The following is a 20,463-nucleotide window of genomic DNA, read 5'->3' on the forward strand; positions in this document are numbered from 1 at the left end:
CTGTTTCAAAATAATAGCAGGAGGGCAAGATGAAAGCTATCATTCTAGCTGGCGGGACAGGCTCCCGCCTTTTTCCCTTAACCAAAGTCACCAACAAGCACCTTCTACCCGTCGGTAAATATCCGATGGTTTTTCACTCGGTCTATAAGCTTAAACAAGCAGGGCTTACCGACATTCTAATAGTTACTGGCAAAGAACACATGGGCGATGTTGTCAATTTGCTAGGTAGCGGTAGCCAGATGGAAGTAAACTTTACTTATAAAGTCCAAGATGAAGCGGGCGGAATTGCACAAGCCCTCGGTCTTGCGGAACATTTTGTAGGTGAAGATCAAATGGTCGTTATTTTGGGCGATAATGTATTTGCTGATGATATTACACCGTATGTCTCTAACTTCCGTGAACAGAAAAAAGGAGCCAAGATCCTGATTCAGCAAGTTCCCGATCCAACCCGCTTCGGAGTCCCGGAACTTCAAGGAGAACACATCATTTCAATCGAGGAAAAGCCTAAGCAACCTAAGTCAAATTTTGCTGTGACGGGCATTTATATGTTTGATCATACGGTATTCGAAATTATTAAGACTCTAAAGCCTTCGGCTCGGGGCGAATTGGAAATCACGGACGTAAATAATGCATATATTGAACGAGGAGAGCTTACTTTTGATATCCTGCAGGGCTGGTGGACGGATGCGGGGACACATGCTTCATTTGCCCGGGCTAATGAATTAGCTAAGGATATCGTGTTCGGCGAAGAGTTCGGTAAGCTTAAGCTTTGAATTGGGAGGAATTATGAAATGAAACTCATTCCTTTAAAATTGCAAGGTGCCTCGCTGCTTGAACCGGTGGTATATGGGGATCACCGGGGTTTTTTTATGGAGAGTTATAACGAAACGGTTATGCACGGACTTGGTTTGAATTATAACTTTGTTCAAGATAATCAGTCCCTGTCGGCGGAACCGGGAGTGTTGAGAGGGCTGCATTATCAACTCAATCCGAAAGCCCAGACGAAACTGGTGCGGGTGTTGTCCGGAGCTATTTATGATGTGATTTTGGATATCCGCCGGAATTCGGCTACCTTCGGGCAATGGGTCGGGGTGATTCTCAGTGAATATAACAAACGCCAACTCCTGGTACCTAAAGGATTTGCCCATGGATTCTGCACGCTGGTTCCGAACACCCAAGTTTTATATAAAGTGGACGAATATTATTCCCCTGAACATGACTGCGGCATATTATGGAATGATCCGGCGTTACATATTGATTGGCCGGTGAGTGAACCGCAGCTGTCGGACAAGGATCGACGGCACCCCCTATTTGCGGACGCGGATATGAATTTCGATTAGGAGGATCAAATTCGCATGAAATTGCTCGTAACCGGCGGTGCCGGGTTTATAGGTAGTAACTTTGTTCTGTATATGTTGAGGCAAAACCCTGACTATGAAATCGTCAATGTGGATGCCCTCACATATGCGGGGAATCTGGAGAACTTGAAGTCGGTTGAAGATAACCCCAACCATACGTTCATTAAAGCGGACATTAGGGATGCCAAGGCCATGGATGAAGTTATTGGTCAAAATGTTGACGTAATCATCAATTTTGCGGCTGAATCTCACGTGGACCGAAGTATCCTGGAACCGGATGTGTTTGTAAAGACTAATGTGCTCGGAACGCAAGTTCTTTTGGAGGCTGCAAAAAAACATAATATTAAAAAATTTGTCCAGATCTCGACGGATGAAGTATACGGGACGCTCGGAGACACTGGATTGTTCAGCGAAACAACGCCATTGGCACCTAACAGCCCTTATTCGGCGAGCAAAGCAGGCGGAGACTTGTTGGTTCGTGCATACCATGAGACATTTGGCTTGCCTGTCAATATAACTCGCTGCTCCAACAATTACGGTCCATTTCAATTTCCGGAAAAGTTAATTCCGTTAATGATTTCCAAAGCGTTGGCGGATGAGCCTCTTCCGGTGTATGGCGACGGTTTAAATGTTCGCGACTGGTTATATGTCGAGGATCATTGCAGCGCTATAGATCTTGTTATTCATCAAGGACGTAACGGCGAAGTCTATAACATCGGTGGAAATAATGAGCGGACGAATTTGCGGATCGTAAAGACGATTTTGGAGCAGCTTGGCAAGCCGGAGTCACTGATTACTCTCGTTAAAGACCGCCCCGGTCACGATCGTCGCTACGGCATAGATCCGACCAAAACGATGACCGAACTCGGCTGGAAGCCTAAGCACTCTTTTGAAACCGGGATTAAGGAGACGATCTCCTGGTATTTGGATAATAAAGACTGGTGGACTCGGATCCTATCCGGGGCCTATCAAGAATATTACGTCAAGCAATATGGCGAACGGCTGGGTGATCAGCAATGAAGGTATTGGTGACAGGAGCGGAGGGGCAGCTTGGGAAAGATGTCGTATCCCTTTTTCAACAAGCGGGACACACGGTTTTTCCATTCGACCGGCATTCGCTGGATATCACTACTCTTGAAACTTGTTTCCTACGACTGAATGAAACTGAACCGGATGTGGTCATTCATTGCGCCGCCTACACGGCTGTCGATCAAGCCGAGCAGGAGGTTGATGCGGCTTATGCCGTCAATGCGGTAGGAACCCGGAATATGGTTCTCGCCAGCGAAAAGGTAGGGGCCAAGTTTTGTTATATCAGCACCGACTACGTATTCGACGGAATGTCCGAGGTTCCTTATCATGAATATGACAATACGAACCCGCAAAGTATTTATGGAAAATCGAAGCGTGCCGGCGAGATTTTGGTTCAAAGTTTATCGTCGGCGTACTTTATTGTTCGGACTTCTTGGGTATATGGCTTGCACGGTAATAATTTTGTGAAAACAATGCTGCGTTTAGGCGAGCAACAGCAGGTCCTTAATGTGGTTAATGATCAAAAGGGCTCACCAACATATACTGTGGATTTGGCGAGCTTTTTGCTGGAATTGGTTCAGACCGAGAAGTACGGAATTTATCATGCTTCCAATACGGATTCATGTACGTGGTATGAGTTTGCAAAGGCGATTTTTGAGGAAGCGGGGGAAGGGTTAGGCAAGACTTATTCGGTACAAGTTAATCCTTGTTCGACGGAAGACTTCCCGCGGCCGGCGCCTCGCCCCCGGAATTCGGTTATGGAGCATCTTTCGATACGTACAAATGGCCTGAAGGATTTGCGGCCTTGGCGGGAAGGGTTACGGGAATTTCTTTTAGTATACCTAACTATAAATAAATAAATGTCAGCACATCGGATTGTCTTAGAATACTTTATTTACCGTAGCGTAGAATGTAATCCCACCATTTTCTTGGCTTTGTTACAGATTTTATGGAGGAATCGTGCCGGGCAAAGATTCGTCATGTTTAAATACCGTGTCAAACTTGGCATTTAGGCGAACAGACATATTCATAAATTTTTTATCAGTTACGACTGCATGCTTACGGATAAATTTGCAGTCTTAAAGATCATACCTCAAAAAGGGGCCTTTGGTTTTTATAATCACCTAGCAAAGATCTTATGCCCCTTTTTAAAGATATTCTATAAGTTAATGTTAATTATTATTATATATTAATGTTAGCCCTCCAATCCAATTTCGATAAAATTGAAATATCTGGTTTTTATCATGGTTTTTTATTTTTTCTTCATTCATTGGAACTGCACTGCCTAGAACTAAATTATTATTTAATTCTACTTCTACGAATACATCCCAGTATCCTTTTGTGAATGTAAATAAATCATTAATATTAAAACAAAATGAAGGCTCACTACTATTAATAATTAAACTATCATCAGCTGATCTACTTTTCAAAATTAATCTGTATTTATCGAAGTTCCTTCCAATACTACTATAAATATTAAATTTAATATTAATCATTGAATTTCTAACAATTAAATCAATAAGTTCTAAATTAAGAACCCCATACATTTTACGAAGCCAATAATTACTCATTAATTCATCTTCAAAAGAATTACTAACTACATTTTTGGAATAAATATAATATTGTTTTTCTTCATGAAAATTTATAGCTTTTGATAATTCCATTACTCTATATCTATCATATTTGGTAACGTACATTAATAATAGAGATTCTTTTCTTGGTAGATACTGAATAACTTCTTGTCCAATGTTATTAATAACAAATTCTTTAAACAATTTATGATCATAATTAGCGTTAATATCTTCCTCAAGTTTTTCATATTCCTTATATATTTGCTTAATTCGCCAAAGTTGAAGTATTCGAATTACATATCTAATTTTAATTAGAAAGGAATTTTCATTTTTTAAAAGATCAAGTATTTTGGCATGGTAATACAAGAATGATGAAAAATCAAGATTTATTTGAGAAAGATTCTCTCCATCAGTTCTAACCCAATAGTAATAAATATCATCGGCAAGAATGGCCACCTTTGGATTCTTAGTATAAGCATTTATATTGAAATAAAAATCTTCATATTGTTTGAAATCATCTGGGAACTTTATATTATTTTTTAATAGGAATTCCCTTTTATACAAGCGAAAAGATGTCATTGTTGATAATAAGTCATCGTTAATTATATTTGCATTAGTAATATTTCCTTTTTCGAATATCTTTTTTGCTGCTGTTCTTCCCACTCCTAAAAATTTTGGCACAATGATATCACTATTTGTATGTTTTGCAAAATTATACATATTCTCTAATGCATTTTTACTTAAATAATCATCAGAGTCCATGAAAAAAATAAATTCCCCAGAGGCATTTTCCATTCCAATATTTCTAGGAACACTGGCTCCACCAGAATTATTTTTGCATTTAATTATTGTAACTTTATTTTTTTTAATGTAATTATTTTTTTCAATGAATGATGCTGTATCATCACTTGAACAATCATCAACAAAAATTAATTCATATTCTTCCTTGCACATTGTTTGATCACTAAGACTTTTTAAAGAATTATTAAGACATAAATCATTGTTGTAATTTCTATTCATACAATTGTATGTTGGAATTATTATGGATAACTTAACCATAGAGACCCCCTAAGATTATTATTTTTGCAATTCGAATAGTCTTTATTCTGTTAAAAACTTTTATTGAAGCACAATACTCTCAAAATTATAAAGTTAATTAAAATCTATAGGTACTATATTATTCTATCAATTTATGCCAATTTCAAAAAAATTATATATTTCCTATTAGAAAAACAATTTTTAGGATTATCCAATCGCTTACAGATTGTCTGTAGAATGGAGATTGTAGTACATATATTAATCTTGGTAAGCTTGCCTTTTTAGTAGAAAGAATGAACTTTTTTAAATCTTGCTGTTTCTTTTCATCCAATTGGTTATTGAAACATTTAAAAAACTCCTCCGCTTGATTGCTAATAATATAGTGGTTTTGGCCTTTAAAATATCGTTGAAATCTTTTTTTCCATTTTTTAATTAAGTTATCCGTTTGACCACCCAGAACATTATTGGCATGCTGGCGATATAAAATGAACGGTTGATCATCAAATACTACCTTACCAAAAGAGGATATACATAAATATGCCCACCAATCGTGCATGATGACATGGTTTATATTTTTAGGGAGAGATGAGGCAATAAGTTTAAAAGCATTTTGATTTAGAACAGTAGTGCAGCCGACAGCCACATTTTCTACAAGTGCATTATAAAAACTTAACTTTTTCTTTGGAGGAGCAGGCCAAATACTTAGTTCCGTTAAATCCGAGGCAACCATTTGAGTAGCTGAACAATACATTAATGGAAGGTATGAGGGCTCTTTTTTTAAAATATCAGCGGCTCGGTTAAGCTTTTGGCTATTCCAAATGTCATCTTGGTCGCAAAATGCGAAAAAATCATAGGTTGGAAGGTCTTTAAATGCCAACTCGATTAACTCAAAAAAGCTGCCCTTGGCTCCTATGTTTTCAGCCTCTAATAAGCTGATATTTCCGGTATAGGAATTCATGTAACGCTTAATCAAAGATACAGTATTATCCGTTGAACCGTCGTCTCTGATAAGTATGTGAAGTTCAATCTCTTGTTGCTTCAACACACTGTCCAATTGTTCTTCTATGAATTTTTCACCATTATAAGTTGATAGAAGAACCAAAAATTTAGGAGCGCTCAAAAGTTTTCCTCCTTAGACAAATAAAACTCGGCTAATTGACTGTACTTATACTTTCATTTCATAAACGGAAATAGACTGCCTGCCTAAGGTGACGGTCTATTTCTATGGTTATCATATCACATCGAAAAATATCCTCAACGAGGAAGGCAACCATGCCAACCTACACCTTCCCCACCAATACCTCCCCGAACGAACTCTTCACTCTGCTAATCCCTATACACAATATCAGGCTTAACAGCGAACATAGAACGAAGGATATGATCGTCTGAGCGAATACTCCTAATACGCCTAGATAACTAAGGGCAAGATTGGTTACTAGTTTTAAGGTAAAGGCGTGAATGAGATAAGCGCCAAAAGAATACTTGCCGAAGGTCCTCAGCAGGTTGGCGGGACGAGCCTGGCTTGCTGCGATTTTTTCGGCCAAGGTGAATACCAAGAAAAGCAGGAGCAGGATCGTTACCATCATGAGAGGATTTAAGGGCGCGGTTACATTGGCACTGAACAGATAAGGGTTATCCGTCACCCCTTCATTAATACGTACAATTTTGGAACTAATGTAATACATGCAAATTCCCAGAAGTACGCAGCTAAAGATCCAGCTTTTCCGCACGAAGGTTTTCCATCGGTCATAATATAAACCTGCAAATCCGCCTAATATGAAATAAAAGACCCAGAATAGAAAATTGCGATCCAAGTAGTTATAAATGAAGCCCAGATTAGGGTTGTCGCTTTGAATCATGCCTTTGGATAAGGCGTATACCAGAAGCAGATTGACTACGAATACAGCCGCAACTACCGCTAAGTTGACCCACCATTTCCTGTTTTTCGAAATAAGGAGCTTAAAGAGCGGAAACAGCAGATAAAACGGTATAATCATGACCATAAACCATAGATGATAGGAAGCACTTCCGGTAAGAGAAAGTTTAATAACTTGCAGCAATTGATCCCATGTGCTTGTCGCGGCAACCCCGCTTAAAAAACCGACCCATACATAGTAAAACACGGTCCAGGCCAGATAGGGGATAACGACCTGCTTGAATCTTTTTCGCAAGAAGGCTATATAGTCTATTTTGGCATCGTAATTATAGAACAGTACCACACCGGTGATAAATACAAATAGCGGGACAGCGAACCGGATCAAACCGAGGGTAATGGTAGCAACGTTTAGCGCCATAGGGCTGAGGCCCGGCTGATAAAAGATTCCCGCAATGGTATGCTGCATAACAACCGCCAAAAATGCGATGCCCCTCAGGATCTGGATTTCTTCTAATGAAGCTTTTTTCAAAAAAATCCTCCTCTACAGCCTGATGTACTATCCGCTACCTTAATGAATAACTGTTTATTTGTCAACTGAGGCTAAGGTTAAGGCCTACTCTCTTCAACTATGCTATAATGTCGATAGATTACTATATTTGTCAGGAGCGCTATCATGGATTTGAGTGTGATCATTGTCAGCTATAATACGTGCGGGTTGACGCTGGACTGTTTGAGGTCGGTGTATGATTCGGAGACGGTCTATTCGTATGAAGTGATTGTGGTTGACAATGCGTCGAAGGACGATTCGGTGGCGGCGATTCGCGAGCAGTTTCCGCAGGTTCATCTGATAGAGAACCGTGAGAATACCGGGTTTGCCAAAGCCAATAACCAGGGGATGGACATCGCAAAAGGACGCTACGTTCTGCTGCTCAATTCGGATACAATCGTGCAGCCGGATACGTTCCGGACGATGATCTCTTATATGGATGAGCATCCGGGGCTCGGGGCGGCGGGGTGCAAGGTGATCCTGCCGAACGGCTCGCTCGATAAAGCGTGCAGACGCGGGTTTCCGACGCCGTCGGCTTCTTTTTACTATGCGTTCGGGTTCTCCCGGATGTTTCCGGACAATCCCCGTTTCAACGGGTACCAGCTCGGCTATCTCGATCCGAACGAGACCTATCCGGTCGATTGTCTGGTCGGCGCCTTCATGATGGTAAGGCAGGAGACGATCGCGCAGGTCGGCGGTTTGGACGAAACCTTTTTCATGTATGGGGAAGATGTGGATTGGTGCTACCGGATTAAACAGGCGGGGTGGGGGATTGACTACCATCCGGCCACATATATTGTTCACTATAAGGGAGCCAGCAGCCGTCGCAAGCCGGTCAAGATCATTTACGAATTCCACCGGGCGATGTGGGTGTTCCACCGGAAGCATTACAAGCGGAAATACGCTTGGCCGACCAATCTGGCCGTATATTGCGGTATTGCCTTGAAATTTACTTTATCTCTATTAAAAAATAAACTCCTTACGCGGAGCGGCACGACTTCCGGCAAGACCGATATGCCCGCATCCGCAAACCGGCCCGAGTCAGCTAACGCTCAAGCGGAGGTGAGACGATGATTCGCAAAAACCAGCGGTTTTTGACACAGCTTTATATTTTGGCGGATTTTGCGTTTATTCAGATCTCCTTTCTTCTTGCTTGGTGGCTGAAATTCGAAAGCGGCTGGGTCCGGTTTGAGCGGCCTTTGCCGGTGGAGATCTATGCGTTTTGGAGCCTCGTTTACGGCGCGATTGCCGTGTTTATCGGGATACTTATCTCACTCTATTCTCCCAAACGCAAAAAACGCTTCTCCGACGAAGTGCTGAAGCTGATCCAGGTTCATTTTACCGGCTTGTTTGTATTGCTCAGCTTGATGTTCTTCGTGAAACAGATCGACATCTCGCGGGCGTACTTATTTTTCTATATGATCTTCAACCTGTTGTTCATCATGCTTTACCGGTATTTCCTGAAAAGATCGCTCAAGCATCTGCGCAAAAAAGGCTATAACAAGCAGTTTGTGCTCATCATCGGAGCGGGGTCGATCGGCCGGAAATTCCATGATAACCTGAAACAATATCCGGAGCTTGGCTATGAAATTGTCGGGTTTTTGGACGATCAGCGGGTCTGGAATCAGACCGAAGCGGTCAGATACAGGCCAATATTGGGCAGGGTGGATCAACTGCAAGAGATCTTGGAAAAGAAGCTGATCGACGAAGTGGTGCTGGCGCTGCCGCTGGATGCCCATTCGCGGTATGCCCAAATTATTGCCACTTGCGAGAAAATAGGCGTCCGCACGCTGATTATCCCGGACTTCTTCGACTTTTTGCCGGCCCGGCCCTATTTCGATAATTTTGCGGGAATGCCGATGATCAATGTCCGCGATATTCCGCTCGATCTGACCGGCAACCGCCTGGCTAAACGATTGTTTGACATCGTGTTCAGCTTGATCGCCATCATCATTACTTCGCCGTTGATGCTGCTAATTACCATCGGGATTAAGCTGACCTCCAAAGGGCCGGTGATTTTCAAGCAAGAGCGGGTCGGGCTTAACCGGCGGCGGTTCCAAATGTACAAATTCCGCTCCATGCGGACATTGCCTGAAGGGGCGGTCGATAACGGGTGGACGACGGAAAATGACCCGCGGCGCACCAAATTCGGCACATTCCTGCGCAAGACCAGTCTTGACGAGCTGCCGCAATTTTTCAATGTGCTGGCCGGTCAGATGAGCGTGGTGGGCCCGCGTCCCGAACGCCCTTACTATGTGGAGCAGTTCCGCGAGGAAGTTCCCAAATACATGGTCAAGCACCACGTCCGGCCGGGAATTACCGGCTATGCCCAAGCCCACGGGCTGCGCGGCGACACGTCCATCGAAGACCGGATCGAACACGATATTTTCTATATCGAGAACTGGTCGATTCTGCTGGACGTGAAGATCATACTGAGAACGGTGGTCAACGGGTTTGTGAACAAGAATGCTTACTGAATCTTAATATTGGAAATAAATGCGCCCTTGTCGAAAGGGCGCATTTTTTTTGAGAATTTGTATGTCCATTCTTGTTTTACATAAGTATAACGGATTTTTTTGAAATACTGAGTCTATCCGATTAATTTGAATTGGTAGGGAAGGAGTGATTTGATACCTATTTTACTATGCAATTTACTAGAAAAAAGGGGAGTTTAACTTGACGCTGTCAAAAACGAAAAGAAACTACTTAGTACATTTTGGGAGTTAGTGGGCGCATGCCAGCGGGAACGGAAATGCCCGCACATTAGGAGAGGTATAAACCCAGTGGGCGGAGAAGTACATGGAAGGACAAAGGATACATAAACCGATTTGACCAAGGTGGCGGATAAAGGCTATATGAAGGGTTATACCAACGGCACTTTCAAACCGAAATCTAATGCGCGGATGTTTCCGAAACGATAAGTTATAACTCCCAAACTTTGGTCTCTTAAACGAGACGACAGGCTTTTTTAATGGATATATAGATAAAAAGGAAGTACCCTCAAGTTTCGAGTGGATAGGCGACTCAGCCGAACTCGAGAGATAGAAGGGTACTCCTTTTTTAGTATAGGCCTAATTAATTCAAAAACATCCGACTGTTAATTTATATATCCATTACCTGTAATTGTAAAATTACTCTCGTTAATGATGACAATTGCGTACAAATCATTTGGATCAAGATCCTTAAATTTGATTGTGGTATTTGTGCTTTTGTATTCTCCGTTAACATAACGATAATCCGTTTGATCATTAATGCTCTTTAATAAATAGGCCACATGAGGGGATTTTCCGGTAGGACTCCACTGAGTTAATGTTACAGTGGCTTCACCATTTGAATTAGGATAGAATCTGGTATCGGACACAAGGAAGTTTCCGTCGTCACCATATTTAGGCATATCCTTAAATGAATACACCAGTTTAGATGCAAATGGAACAACGGATTTACTTCCATTTACAATTTCAGCCGGTTTTGCATTTTTTAAATTTTCAATTAACTCTTCTTCTGTCACGCCTAGAAAATCAAGCAATTCTTGCGAAAAATGTTGAGTGACTTTAGGGCTTGAATCGGAAATTAAAAGTGGTTCCGCATAGGCGCTCACAGAAAAGGAATATACCATAGCAGCAAGCATCACGAAAATAATTGAACGTTTGAACAATTTCATGACAAGTGTGCCTCCTTAAATTAAAATAGATTGAAACCCCGGTATTCTATCCAACCCTCCTCCTAATAATCTACCTAACATTCCACATAATACCACATTTTTCCCTATTATACCAATGATCTATTTTTCTTTGAAAGATGTATACAAATAAATTTCATTATTTACTTTAATCCATTACATATCGGAAATGATTGTCTATTTCATCGTTTTAAAACTGTTCGCCTTTCATGCGAACGTTGACAGGGTATCTACAGTAACATAGACTAGAACTGGACGGAGAGAACGGGACCGAAGAGGCTCTCAAAATTACCGTGAAACAAGACGGATAATGACGGCGGGGCAAAGCGAGGATGCCCCGTTTTTCTAGATAGTTTGCCGGATTTGCTCCATCGTCTGCCGTCTGCTATTTTGAAAACTTTTTAGCACCCGAACTTGTTGGAGGAATCGTTTTGAAACAAATAATTACATCCTGGCGGCATGTATTTAAGCTGGATCCGGACAGGTTTTTGGAAGATTCGGCGCTGGAAGCAGTTTGCTTATCCGGGACCGACGCTATTATGGTCGGCGGGTCGGACGGCGTGACATATGACAATACGATTGATTTGCTCATGCGTATACGTCGGTTCGAAGTGCCCTGTGTTTTGGAAGTGTCTGATCTGAAGGCAGTTGTTCCGGGATTTGACTTGTACATGATTCCGATTGTACTTAATGCCGGTCATCCGGATTGGTTCATCGGCCAACATGTCCGGGCAATAGAGCAATATGGGTACATTATTCCTTGGGAGCAACTTATTCCGGAAGGGTATATTGTCCTGAACCAGGAGGCCACCGTGGCTCGAATAACCGAAGCGGATACCGCCTTGGACTCTGCCCTGGCCGGATCTTATGCACAATTTGCCGACAAGCTGCTAGGGCTGCCTATCGTATATGTTGAGTACAGTGGTAAGATAGGCGATATGGAATTAGTGTCAGAGGTTTGGAGGAAACTGAATAATTCCCGCTTGTTCTATGGCGGAGGCATCGCTGATGCCGAGTCGGCCCGCCGGGCGGCCGCCGTATGCGACACGGTCGTCGTCGGTAATGCGATATACAGCGACCTACAAGGCGCGCTCGAAACGGTTAGGGCGGTCAAAGCGGGTCCCTCGGGGGCGGTTGATCCGCTTGCAGGCGGCTCGATTTGAACCTTGAACCGAAGGACCTGAGGAAGCCGACTGGTGGTGGATTTGAAGTAAAATGGATTCGAGGGGACACAGATTGGAACTTGTTAACTCGAAAATTCGGAAGTATGGAAAACTCGGAACACGGAGATTCGGTAGCACGGGCAACTCAGGGAAATCGGGAATGTAGAAAACCCAATAAACTTGGGAACAAGGGAACCATGGGGAATTGATATGAGACCTCCTGCCCCTAATATCTGGTAACCCGAAAAACGGGATCCACCCGTAACACCGTTTATCAACGAACCCGATGAGGCCGAACCCGACAGTTACTGTAGTTCAAAAGAGCATCAAGTTCACGGACGCTAGAGCCGCTATTTGCTCCACATTTGCCACTTCTGAAATCTAACGGTCACAATTGTTCTTATTAGCCTTCCTTTAACTTAATACACTTAAAACACGCAAATAACCGCTGTAATGACCGTTAGACATTGAAATGAGAGATTTTCGACGTATTAACATCCGTGTGTGGCGTTACCCGATCGCAACCGTCACAATACAGAAATTTCCTCCCGCTAAATCACTCAAACAACCTGCTTAAGAGAAATTAGCAGAAAATTGTCCCTCTAATTCCGCCGGAATCATCTCATTCGGCTCATTTCCGCGAAATTAGCGGGGGGGGGTTCCGTCTAAATGTCAACATAACGCAACAAATCCGAAATTAGCGGGATATTTCCAGTTAATATATATTCACCAAGTCAATATCAATCAGTACCTGAGCAATGAGGAGGAACATTTCTATGCAACCTTTGAACATACAAGAGGCGGTGGCCCGTCTTAACCCGGAGCAGCGAAAAGCCGTCGAAACGACGGAAGGCCCGCTGCTCATTATGGCCGGCGCGGGCAGTGGTAAGACCCGCGTGCTGACGCACCGGATCGCTTACCTAATCGCGACGCGCAAAGCGCCGCCGTGGGCGATTTTGGCCATCACGTTTACGAATAAAGCGGCCCGCGAAATGCAGGACCGGGTGTCCCGGCTCGTGGGCGGTTCGGAAGGGCGGGACATTTGGGTGTCCACCTTCCACTCCATGTGCGTGCGTATTCTCCGCAGAGATATCGAGCGGATCGGATTTACGTCGAATTTTTCCATTCTCGATTCCGGGGACCAGCTTTCCGTCATTCGCAACTGCATGAAAGAATTGAACATCGACACCAAGAAGTTCGAGCCGAAGGCGGTTCAGTCGATGATCAGCACGGCGAAGAACGAGCTTGTCACGCCGAAGCAGTATGAGCAGAAGGTTGGAGATTATTTTGAGGGCATCGTTGCCAAAGTCTATGATCTCTATCAGAGAAAGCTGCGCAACAACAACTCGCTTGATTTCGATGACTTGATTATGAAGACGATCGAGTTGTTCAACAATGAGCCGCAGGTGCTCGACTTTTATCAGAAAAAGTTTTCGTACATCCACGTCGATGAATACCAGGATACGAACCGCGCGCAGTATATGCTGTGCCGCATGCTGGCGGACAAGCATCACCGCATCTGCGTGGTGGGCGATAGCGACCAGTCGATTTACCGGTGGCGCGGCGCGGATATCAGCAATATTCTCAACTTTGAAAAAGATTATCCCGAAGCGACCACGATCATGCTGGAGCAAAACTACCGTTCGACCTCGACGATTCTGAATGCCGCCAACGGCGTGATCGGCCGGAACACCGGCCGCAAGCCGAAAAACCTCTGGACCGACAAAGGTGACGGCGACAAAATTCAGGTGTACCGCGCGGATTCGGAGCATGATGAAGGGTATTTTATCACTTCGGAAATTTCGCAACATGTGAAAAATGGCAGAGCCTACCGCGATCACGCGATTTTGTACCGTACCAATGCCCAGTCCCGGGTAATCGAGGAAATTTTGATCAAGTCGGATATTCCTTATCAAATCGTCGGCGGCATCAAGTTCTATGATCGTAAGGAAATCAAGGACTTGCTCGGCTATTTGCGCCTGCTGTCGAACCCGGATGACGATATCAGCCTGACGCGGATCATTAACGTGCCAAAAAGAGGCATCGGCGACACGACGGTCGGCAAGCTGGCGGATGCGGCAGCGGAGCGCGGGACGTCGATTTACAAAGTGCTGCAGACGGTCGACGATCTCGGCTTTGCAGGCCGGACGCGCAATGCGCTGGTGGAGTTTTATGATATGATCGCGGCGCTGCATCAGATGGTGGAGTTCTTGTCCGTCACCGAGCTTACCGAAAAATTGTTGGAAATGACGCAATACCGGCTGGAGCTGCAGAACGAGAATACGCTCGAGTCGCGCGCCCGCCTGGAAAATATCGACGAGTTCCTGTCAGTAACGATGGAATTTGAGAATAATAATGAAGATAAGTCGTTGGTATCCTTTCTCACGGATCTGGCGCTGATTGCGGACATCGACAGCATGAACGATAACGGCGACGCGGAAAAAGCGAACGACGACGCGGTCGTGCTGATGACGATGCACAGCGCCAAGGGGCTGGAGTTCCCGGTCGTTTTCATCATCGGGATGGAGGAAGGCGTGTTCCCGCACAGCCGGGCCTTCCTGGATAATGAAGAGCTGGAGGAGGAGCGCCGACTGGCTTATGTAGGCATCACGCGTGCTGAGGAGAAGCTGTACCTCAGCTGCGCGCAGATGCGCACGCTGTTCGGACGGACCACGGCGAACGCGCCGTCCCGCTTCCTTGACGAGATCCCGGAGGATCTCAAGGAAGACACGGGCGTCGCCCGTGACCGTTACCGCCGCGGGGCGGGCGTCGGCGGCGCGTACAGCGGCCGCGGCTTCGGCGCCAGCGGCGGCAGCAACTTCGGCCACCGCGGCGGCGGGGCCGAAACTCCGCGGCCGGCCGCAGGCGGCCGCAGCACCGGTGGCGCCGGCAGCAGCGGCGTCACGGTGACCATGGGCGCTCCGGGCGCAGCCGGAGCGCCTGTCAAGAAGACGCCGGGTGCCGGTGGCACCGGCGGCGCATTCCAAGCCGGCGACAAGGTGTCGCACGGCAAATGGGGGATCGGCACCGTCGTGGCGGTCAAAGGCTCCGGTAACGACACGGAGCTGCAGATCGCTTTTCCGGCGCCGGTCGGCGTGAAACGCCTGCTCGCAGGCTTCGCCCCGATCACGAAGGTGGAGTAAGCCAGGACCCTGTTGCTCCGTTGGTGAGCCATCCGCTCACCGTGCACGGAGTAGCACCAGCCGTTTCAGTAACTCACCAAGCGGCGTAGTAACACCAATCATCCAAGTAACTAATCTAAGAGCTGTGGCAACAGTATTCGGAGTAACTCATCAAGCGACGCTGTCACACCAATCGTCCAAGTAACTTGTCCTGTGAGGGTGGCAACAGTAGCTGGAGTAACGCACCAAACGACGTTGTCGCACCAATCATTATAGTAAGTTGCCCCTGCGAGGGTAGCAACAATAGCCGGAATACCACCCTGCGGCGTAGTCACATCAATCATCTAAGATACTCGCCATGCACGGAGTTTGCACCAGTCGTCTAATCACGCACCAAGCGACGCTTTCGCATCAGTCACCTAAGGTACTTATCCACCGCAGTGCCGCACCAATCGCCCAAGTAACTCAACTTCGGCGAATGGTCCGCACCACTCAAATAGAGCCCTATTTGGTACTTATTCGGCCGGTTTGAGTGAACGGCACTTAAAAAAGGACCATTTTTACCGCTATTCCGGCCCGAATGCGCCAAATCGGCTGGTATAAGCATCAATTTACTCAAATAAGGACATTTTTAGGCGTTATTTTTGACCGGCAGCGCAAAATGGCGAGAATAAGGCCTAAATTTGCCCTTATTGATCCACCAACCTGCGCATCAATCGTGAACGCATCCAAAAACCGTAAAACACGAAACGGAAGAGCACCCGACGCGATATCGGGCACGTCTAGCCTTCCGTTTCCATACATACAAAGGAGGGTTGTCCCTGCATGGATAAAATGCAGCGCATGGAGCAGCTGATCGAGCAGCTGAATCAGTTTAATTACCACTATTACACGTTGGACCAACCGCTGGTAAGCGACAAGGAGTATGACCTGCTGTACGATGAGCTGGTTGCCCTTGAAGCGGAGACGGGAACAACGCTTCCGGGTTCACCGACGCAAAGGGTAGGCGGCGAATTGCTCGAGGGCTTCAAGCCGCACCGGCATTTGGCTCCGCTTTGGAGCCTAGATAAGGCGCAGAACGAGGAGCAGTTGCTGAACTGGAACAACCGGGCTCTGAAGCTGATTGCGGATTACAACTCCAAAAATCCGGGCAGCCCTCTCCCGGCGCCCACGTACGTCGTGGAACTGAAGTTCGACGGCCTGACGCTGAATTTGACCTATTCGGACGGGGAACTGGTTCAAGCTTCCACGCGGGGGAACGGTGCCGTCGGCGAAGGTATTCTTGCCCAGGTCAAGACGATCAAGTCCGTCCCGCTCACTATTCCTTACAAGGAAGGGACGATTGAAGTGCAGGGCGAGGGCATTATGAACCTGTCCGTTCTCGCCAAATACAACGAGACGGCCGCCGAGCCGCTCAAAAACGCCCGCAACGCCGCTGCAGGGGCCCTGCGCAACCTGAACCCGCGGACGACCGCGGAGCGGAAGCTGAGCGCTTTTTTCTACAATGTGGGGTATTCGGACAACATCCGCTTCTCCGATCACCGGGAAATGATGGCCTTCCTCAAGGACAACCGTTTCAAGGTGAATCCTTATGTGACGTACCACGACAGCTTTGACAAAGTGATCGAGACGCTTCACGAGATCGTTGAAAAACGCTCCGCCCTCGATTATCTGATCGACGGGGCGGTCATCAAGCTTACCGATATGCGCACCCGCGAGGCGCTCGGGTATACCGACAAATTCCCGCGCTGGGCGGTGGCGTTCAAATTCGAGGCCGAAGAAACGACTACGGTGCTGGAATCGGTATCCTGGAACGTCGGCCGCACCGGCAAAATCACGCCATTGGCTAAAGTGGAAGCGGTCGAGCTGGCCGGAGTTACGGTTCAAAATTGCACGCTCAATAATATCGGGGATATCGAACGCAAAAACCTGAAATTCGCGCTCGGCACCCGCGTCTTTATTCGCCGCTCGAACGACGTCATTCCGGAAATTCTCGGCAAAGTGACGGAGGAGCAGGACGGCGGGGAGATTGTTTATCCCGTGAATTGTCCGTCCTGCGGATTCCCGCTCGAGCAGCGCGGCGCGCATCTGTTCTGCAACAACCGGTTTGAATGCAAGCCGCAAATCGTCAGCCGGATTACGCATTTTGCTTCCCGCGACGCGATGGACATCGAAACGTTCAGTGAAAAAACGGCCGAACAGCTCTACGACGAGCTGAACGTCCGCGAGGCGGCGGAACTATATACGCTCACCTTCGAGGATCTGATCAAGCTGGACCGCTTCGGCGAGAAAAAGGCGAACAATTTGCTCCGCGCGATCGAGGAGAGCAAAGAGCGGAATCTCGCCAGCTTCCTGTTCGCGCTCGGCATCCCGAACACCGGCAAATCGACCACCAAGGTGCTGGCCGATCATTTCCGCGATCTGTCCCGGATTATGGACGCCACCGTGGAAGAGCTCACGGAGCTGCCGGACATCGGACTGATCGTCGCCGAAAGCATCGTCTCGTTCTTCGCCGATCCGTTCATGCAGGCCGCCATCAACAAAATGCTTTCGCTCGGCGTCGAAGCGAAAGCGCCTGAAGCGCCGGCGGCCCCGGTCACCGACTCCTTCTTCTCCGGCAAGACGGTCGTCCTGACGGGCACCTTGCACCAGCTCGGCCGCGACGAGGCGACGGCCCGGCTTGAAGCCCTTGGTGCTAAGGTGACCGGCAGCGTGTCGAAGAAGACCGACCTGGTGATCGCCGGCGAGAAGGCCGGCAGCAAGCTGGCCAAAGCCCAGGAGCTCGGCATCCCCGTGATCGAGGATGAAGACGAGTTCATCAAACTATTAAACGGCCAGTAGGCCGGCATAACCAATCGAATAGATTAGTTCACCGTCCCCGGGTAGGCCCAATTATTGTGGCGTCTGTCGGGGATTTTTTTGCGCGAAGAGAGTGATTGTCGTCATTGAACCGCGGGTTGTTTTCCCTGCACGATGTTATGGTGAACACCCGAATTGAACAAAAGGATGGGAAGAATCGATGAATCATGACGCATTGCTGCGGAGGCCTTCGAGTTTTAATGTGCAGAGCGAGAGTGATGACGGCGGATTGGTGCTGTATAACAGCTATACAGGCGTGATTGCCTTATTTTCTCCGGAAGAACGAAATCAGGTGCTTGAATGGTTAAAGGCCGGGACACCTGCGCCTGATCCTGCCCCGCCGCTGTATGCCGGGCTGGTCGAGCACGGTTTTCTCGTTCATGAAAGCACCGATGAGCTGAGACGGGCATTATACTATTGCTATGGGTACTTCCCGCTCAGTTCCACATCCTCAGGGAGCTCAATGGTGGAGGTTGATTTCCTCATATAAAATTTCTAAGAATACGAAAAGGGATTTTGTTATCTTTTGATCAATTCGAGGAAGTGGACTGTTTAGCAGGCTTTAGGAGACGACCACCATCGACATGAATAGGGTTATCCCTTACAAGCCTCCTGATTTCGAAAATAAAAGTTATATTAATTCAAAATAAGAAATAATGTCGAATGGCATAATTTTATGAGATGTTTTGTTGGAAGTATTTACACAATGATTTCTTTATGAGTAAAATATTGGAAGGGGGCGTGTCCATAATATTTTCTAGGAGAGGAAGGATAAAGTAATGGCGAGTAAAATTATGAAGATGATTGGCACAACTGCGTTTTCTCTTTCGCTTATTGTTGGGACTGCTAGTGCTGTTTCAGCAAATGGTGATTTAAAATCTAAAGAAACTGAAGTGATTGAAATTACTCCTTTTGCAATTACTGGAGAATGGGAGTTAAAACTAGAAGGAGGACAAACCACTTATACGAAAACTTTATCTATCGCCCAAGGTTCAGGTAATCTTAAGTTACAAGCTAAGAATACTGGCAGTCAATCGTTTAGGGTAACACTTCAAAGTGATGACTATCCTCAATATGGTGTAATATTAGACAAAACTGTTAAAGCTGGTGAAACATTTGATTGGACCAAAAATGGTGGTGGTGTTCCTTCAGGAGCTTACACATTACAAGTACATGGTAGTGCAGCTAATCCCAATGGTATCGTATATCTAAAAAGTGCAGATATACCTTGGTAAACTCTCTTGATGTGGGATAGAGATTGATATCGTATTTTTCACCCCCCTAACAAAGGTGACCTAAATATTTATTTAGGTCACCTTTTGTCCTGTCGAAAGACATGATAGAGTTAAATTCAATTTACGGAGTTAAGACTTGTAAGCGAAAACAGAGTGGAAATTCTAAAGGAGCTTTTTGATAAATTTGATGTTTTAAAAGTGAATGAGAACCTCCCATTACCTAAGTTAATTCAAGAAGTAATCATACAGTATTGTTATAAAAAACTTACTCTTGCGGTGAAGTTTGATTCTGGAATATCTCGTGGAGACCATCCATTTGAGAGAAATCCGCCAATTACAATGTGGGCAGAGGAAGCTATTATTGCCGAAGATTTGATTAAATCTAACGCAACAACTAGTTCAAGCGCATTCTGTTCTGTGATGAAAGCAAAAGGTTATACCTCTAGTTCATAGAATTATGTTTAATTCCCAAAATCCCATATACTGGAGAATGGGGAACGGTAGTACAATATTAATGCGGCGGGAGTCTAGGACTTTATTTTTCAGTTCGCGGCTACCGCTGTTTCATTAATTAAGACAACATAAATACTTTATTATCATAGACAGTTTTCGCTTTTTGCAATTGGTATAGAGAAAGGATGTCAAGCCTTTATGTTGGCGATATAATGGGACTAACTTCAATTCGAATTGATAGAATAAGGTGATGGTATTTAGTGAAAACATCTTTCCGCTTATATAAAGCCCACTCTTCGAAACGATATCTGGACGGTATTGAAGCAGACTTTGCTGAACGAATAAAAAGGTACATAGTAGATCGATCAGCAACCAAATTTGGCTTTGAACATAAGGACGAAGAGTACCGCTTTTACAACTTGGATAAGCACGAGGTCATTCATCTCAGGCATCTTCCAAAACCAGAGGCCAATAATGCTGGTCCGAGGTACTACACCATCGCGGAGTTTTTTACGGGTAATAAGATCGTTAAG

The 20,463-nt window shown here is 45.7% G+C and carries 17 protein-coding genes; 13 read left to right on the forward strand and 4 right to left on the reverse strand.

The window, feature by feature from the left end; translation table 11 throughout:
* Positions 1-29 precede the first annotated feature (29 nt).
* The 4 genes from V3851_RS20160 to rfbD are packed head-to-tail and all read left to right on the forward strand — an operon-like array spanning position 30 to position 3,247.
* Positions 30-773 carry a sugar phosphate nucleotidyltransferase gene (locus V3851_RS20160; protein WP_331848361.1) on the forward strand — a complete coding sequence of 248 codons (744 nt, stop codon included), beginning with the start codon at positions 30-32 and terminating at the stop codon, positions 771-773.
* An 18-nt stretch (positions 774-791) separates the two neighbouring features.
* Positions 792-1,340: a dTDP-4-dehydrorhamnose 3,5-epimerase gene (rfbC, locus tag V3851_RS20165; protein WP_331848362.1), complete on the forward strand. Its 549-nt coding sequence runs from the start codon at positions 792-794 to the stop codon at positions 1,338-1,340.
* 15 nt (positions 1,341-1,355) lie between these two features.
* Positions 1,356-2,378 carry a dTDP-glucose 4,6-dehydratase gene (gene rfbB, locus V3851_RS20170; protein WP_331848363.1) on the forward strand — a complete coding sequence of 341 codons (1,023 nt, stop codon included), beginning with the start codon at positions 1,356-1,358 and terminating at the stop codon, positions 2,376-2,378.
* A complete protein-coding gene (gene rfbD, locus V3851_RS20175; RefSeq protein WP_331848364.1) occupies positions 2,375-3,247 on the forward strand; it encodes a dTDP-4-dehydrorhamnose reductase in 873 nt (290 codons plus the stop codon). Before rfbB ends, rfbD begins: the two co-directional genes overlap by 4 nt.
* 312 nt (positions 3,248-3,559) lie before the next feature.
* On the opposite strand, the gene V3851_RS20180 is transcribed toward rfbD, so the two are convergent.
* The 3 genes from V3851_RS20180 to V3851_RS20190 all read right to left on the reverse strand — a co-directional run bounded on the left by V3851_RS20180 (position 3,560) and on the right by V3851_RS20190 (position 7,401).
* Positions 3,560-5,017 (reverse strand): glycosyltransferase family 2 protein, encoded by a 1,458-nt coding sequence (locus V3851_RS20180; protein WP_331848365.1) that lies wholly within the window; start codon positions 5,015-5,017, stop codon positions 3,560-3,562.
* Between the two features lie 151 nt (positions 5,018-5,168).
* The gene (locus tag V3851_RS20185) at positions 5,169-6,116 is read right to left on the reverse strand and encodes a glycosyltransferase family 2 protein (RefSeq protein ID WP_331848366.1); all 948 of its coding nucleotides are present in this window, start codon (positions 6,114-6,116) and stop codon (positions 5,169-5,171) included.
* Between the two features lie 160 nt (positions 6,117-6,276).
* Positions 6,277-7,401: an acyltransferase gene (locus V3851_RS20190; RefSeq protein WP_331848367.1), complete on the reverse strand. Its 1,125-nt coding sequence runs from the start codon at positions 7,399-7,401 to the stop codon at positions 6,277-6,279.
* Positions 7,402-7,545: 144 nt separating this feature from the next.
* Between V3851_RS20190 and V3851_RS20195 the strand changes: the two genes are divergently transcribed.
* The 3 genes from V3851_RS20195 to V3851_RS27005 all read left to right on the forward strand — a co-directional run bounded on the left by V3851_RS20195 (position 7,546) and on the right by V3851_RS27005 (position 10,340).
* The gene (locus V3851_RS20195) at positions 7,546-8,493 is read left to right on the forward strand and encodes a glycosyltransferase family 2 protein (RefSeq protein WP_331848368.1); all 948 of its coding nucleotides are present in this window, start codon (positions 7,546-7,548) and stop codon (positions 8,491-8,493) included.
* A complete protein-coding gene (locus tag V3851_RS20200) occupies positions 8,490-9,896 on the forward strand; it encodes an undecaprenyl-phosphate glucose phosphotransferase (protein WP_331848369.1) in 1,407 nt (468 codons plus the stop codon). Before V3851_RS20195 ends, V3851_RS20200 begins: the two co-directional genes overlap by 4 nt.
* Before the next feature lie 360 nt (positions 9,897-10,256).
* Positions 10,257-10,340 (forward strand): S-layer homology domain-containing protein, encoded by an 84-nt coding sequence (locus V3851_RS27005; protein WP_414859336.1) that lies wholly within the window; start codon positions 10,257-10,259, stop codon positions 10,338-10,340.
* A gap of 176 nt (positions 10,341-10,516) precedes the next feature.
* On the opposite strand, the gene V3851_RS20205 is transcribed toward V3851_RS27005, so the two are convergent.
* On the reverse strand, positions 10,517-11,080 hold the full coding sequence (locus V3851_RS20205; RefSeq protein WP_331848370.1) for a hypothetical protein: 564 nt from the start codon (positions 11,078-11,080) through the stop codon (positions 10,517-10,519).
* 449 nt (positions 11,081-11,529) lie between these two features.
* On the opposite strand from V3851_RS20205, the gene pcrB reads away from it, so the two are divergent.
* From pcrB to V3851_RS20235, 6 genes are all read left to right on the forward strand, one after another.
* Positions 11,530-12,261 carry a heptaprenylglyceryl phosphate synthase gene (pcrB, locus tag V3851_RS20210; RefSeq protein WP_331848371.1) on the forward strand — a complete coding sequence of 244 codons (732 nt, stop codon included), beginning with the start codon at positions 11,530-11,532 and terminating at the stop codon, positions 12,259-12,261.
* A gap of 776 nt (positions 12,262-13,037) precedes the next feature.
* Positions 13,038-15,404 carry a DNA helicase PcrA gene (gene pcrA / locus V3851_RS20215; protein WP_331848372.1) on the forward strand — a complete coding sequence of 789 codons (2,367 nt, stop codon included), beginning with the start codon at positions 13,038-13,040 and terminating at the stop codon, positions 15,402-15,404.
* An 804-nt stretch (positions 15,405-16,208) separates the two neighbouring features.
* Complete coding sequence (gene ligA / locus V3851_RS20220) at positions 16,209-18,224, forward strand: NAD-dependent DNA ligase LigA (protein WP_331848373.1); 2,016 nt, start codon at positions 16,209-16,211, stop codon at positions 18,222-18,224.
* Between the two features lie 178 nt (positions 18,225-18,402).
* Entirely contained in the window at positions 18,403-18,732 is a 330-nt protein-coding gene (locus V3851_RS20225) for a hypothetical protein (RefSeq protein ID WP_331848374.1), read from the forward strand.
* Between the two features lie 289 nt (positions 18,733-19,021).
* The gene (locus tag V3851_RS20230; protein ID WP_331848375.1) at positions 19,022-19,477 is read left to right on the forward strand and encodes a hypothetical protein; all 456 of its coding nucleotides are present in this window, start codon (positions 19,022-19,024) and stop codon (positions 19,475-19,477) included.
* A gap of 153 nt (positions 19,478-19,630) precedes the next feature.
* Positions 19,631-19,930 carry a hypothetical protein gene (locus tag V3851_RS20235; RefSeq protein WP_331848376.1) on the forward strand — a complete coding sequence of 100 codons (300 nt, stop codon included), beginning with the start codon at positions 19,631-19,633 and terminating at the stop codon, positions 19,928-19,930.
* Positions 19,931-20,463: the final 533 nt, after the last annotated feature.

The sequence above is a fragment of the Paenibacillus haidiansis genome, from assembly GCF_036553665.1.
GTDB classification, from domain to species: domain Bacteria; phylum Bacillota; class Bacilli; order Paenibacillales; family Paenibacillaceae; genus Fontibacillus; species Fontibacillus haidiansis.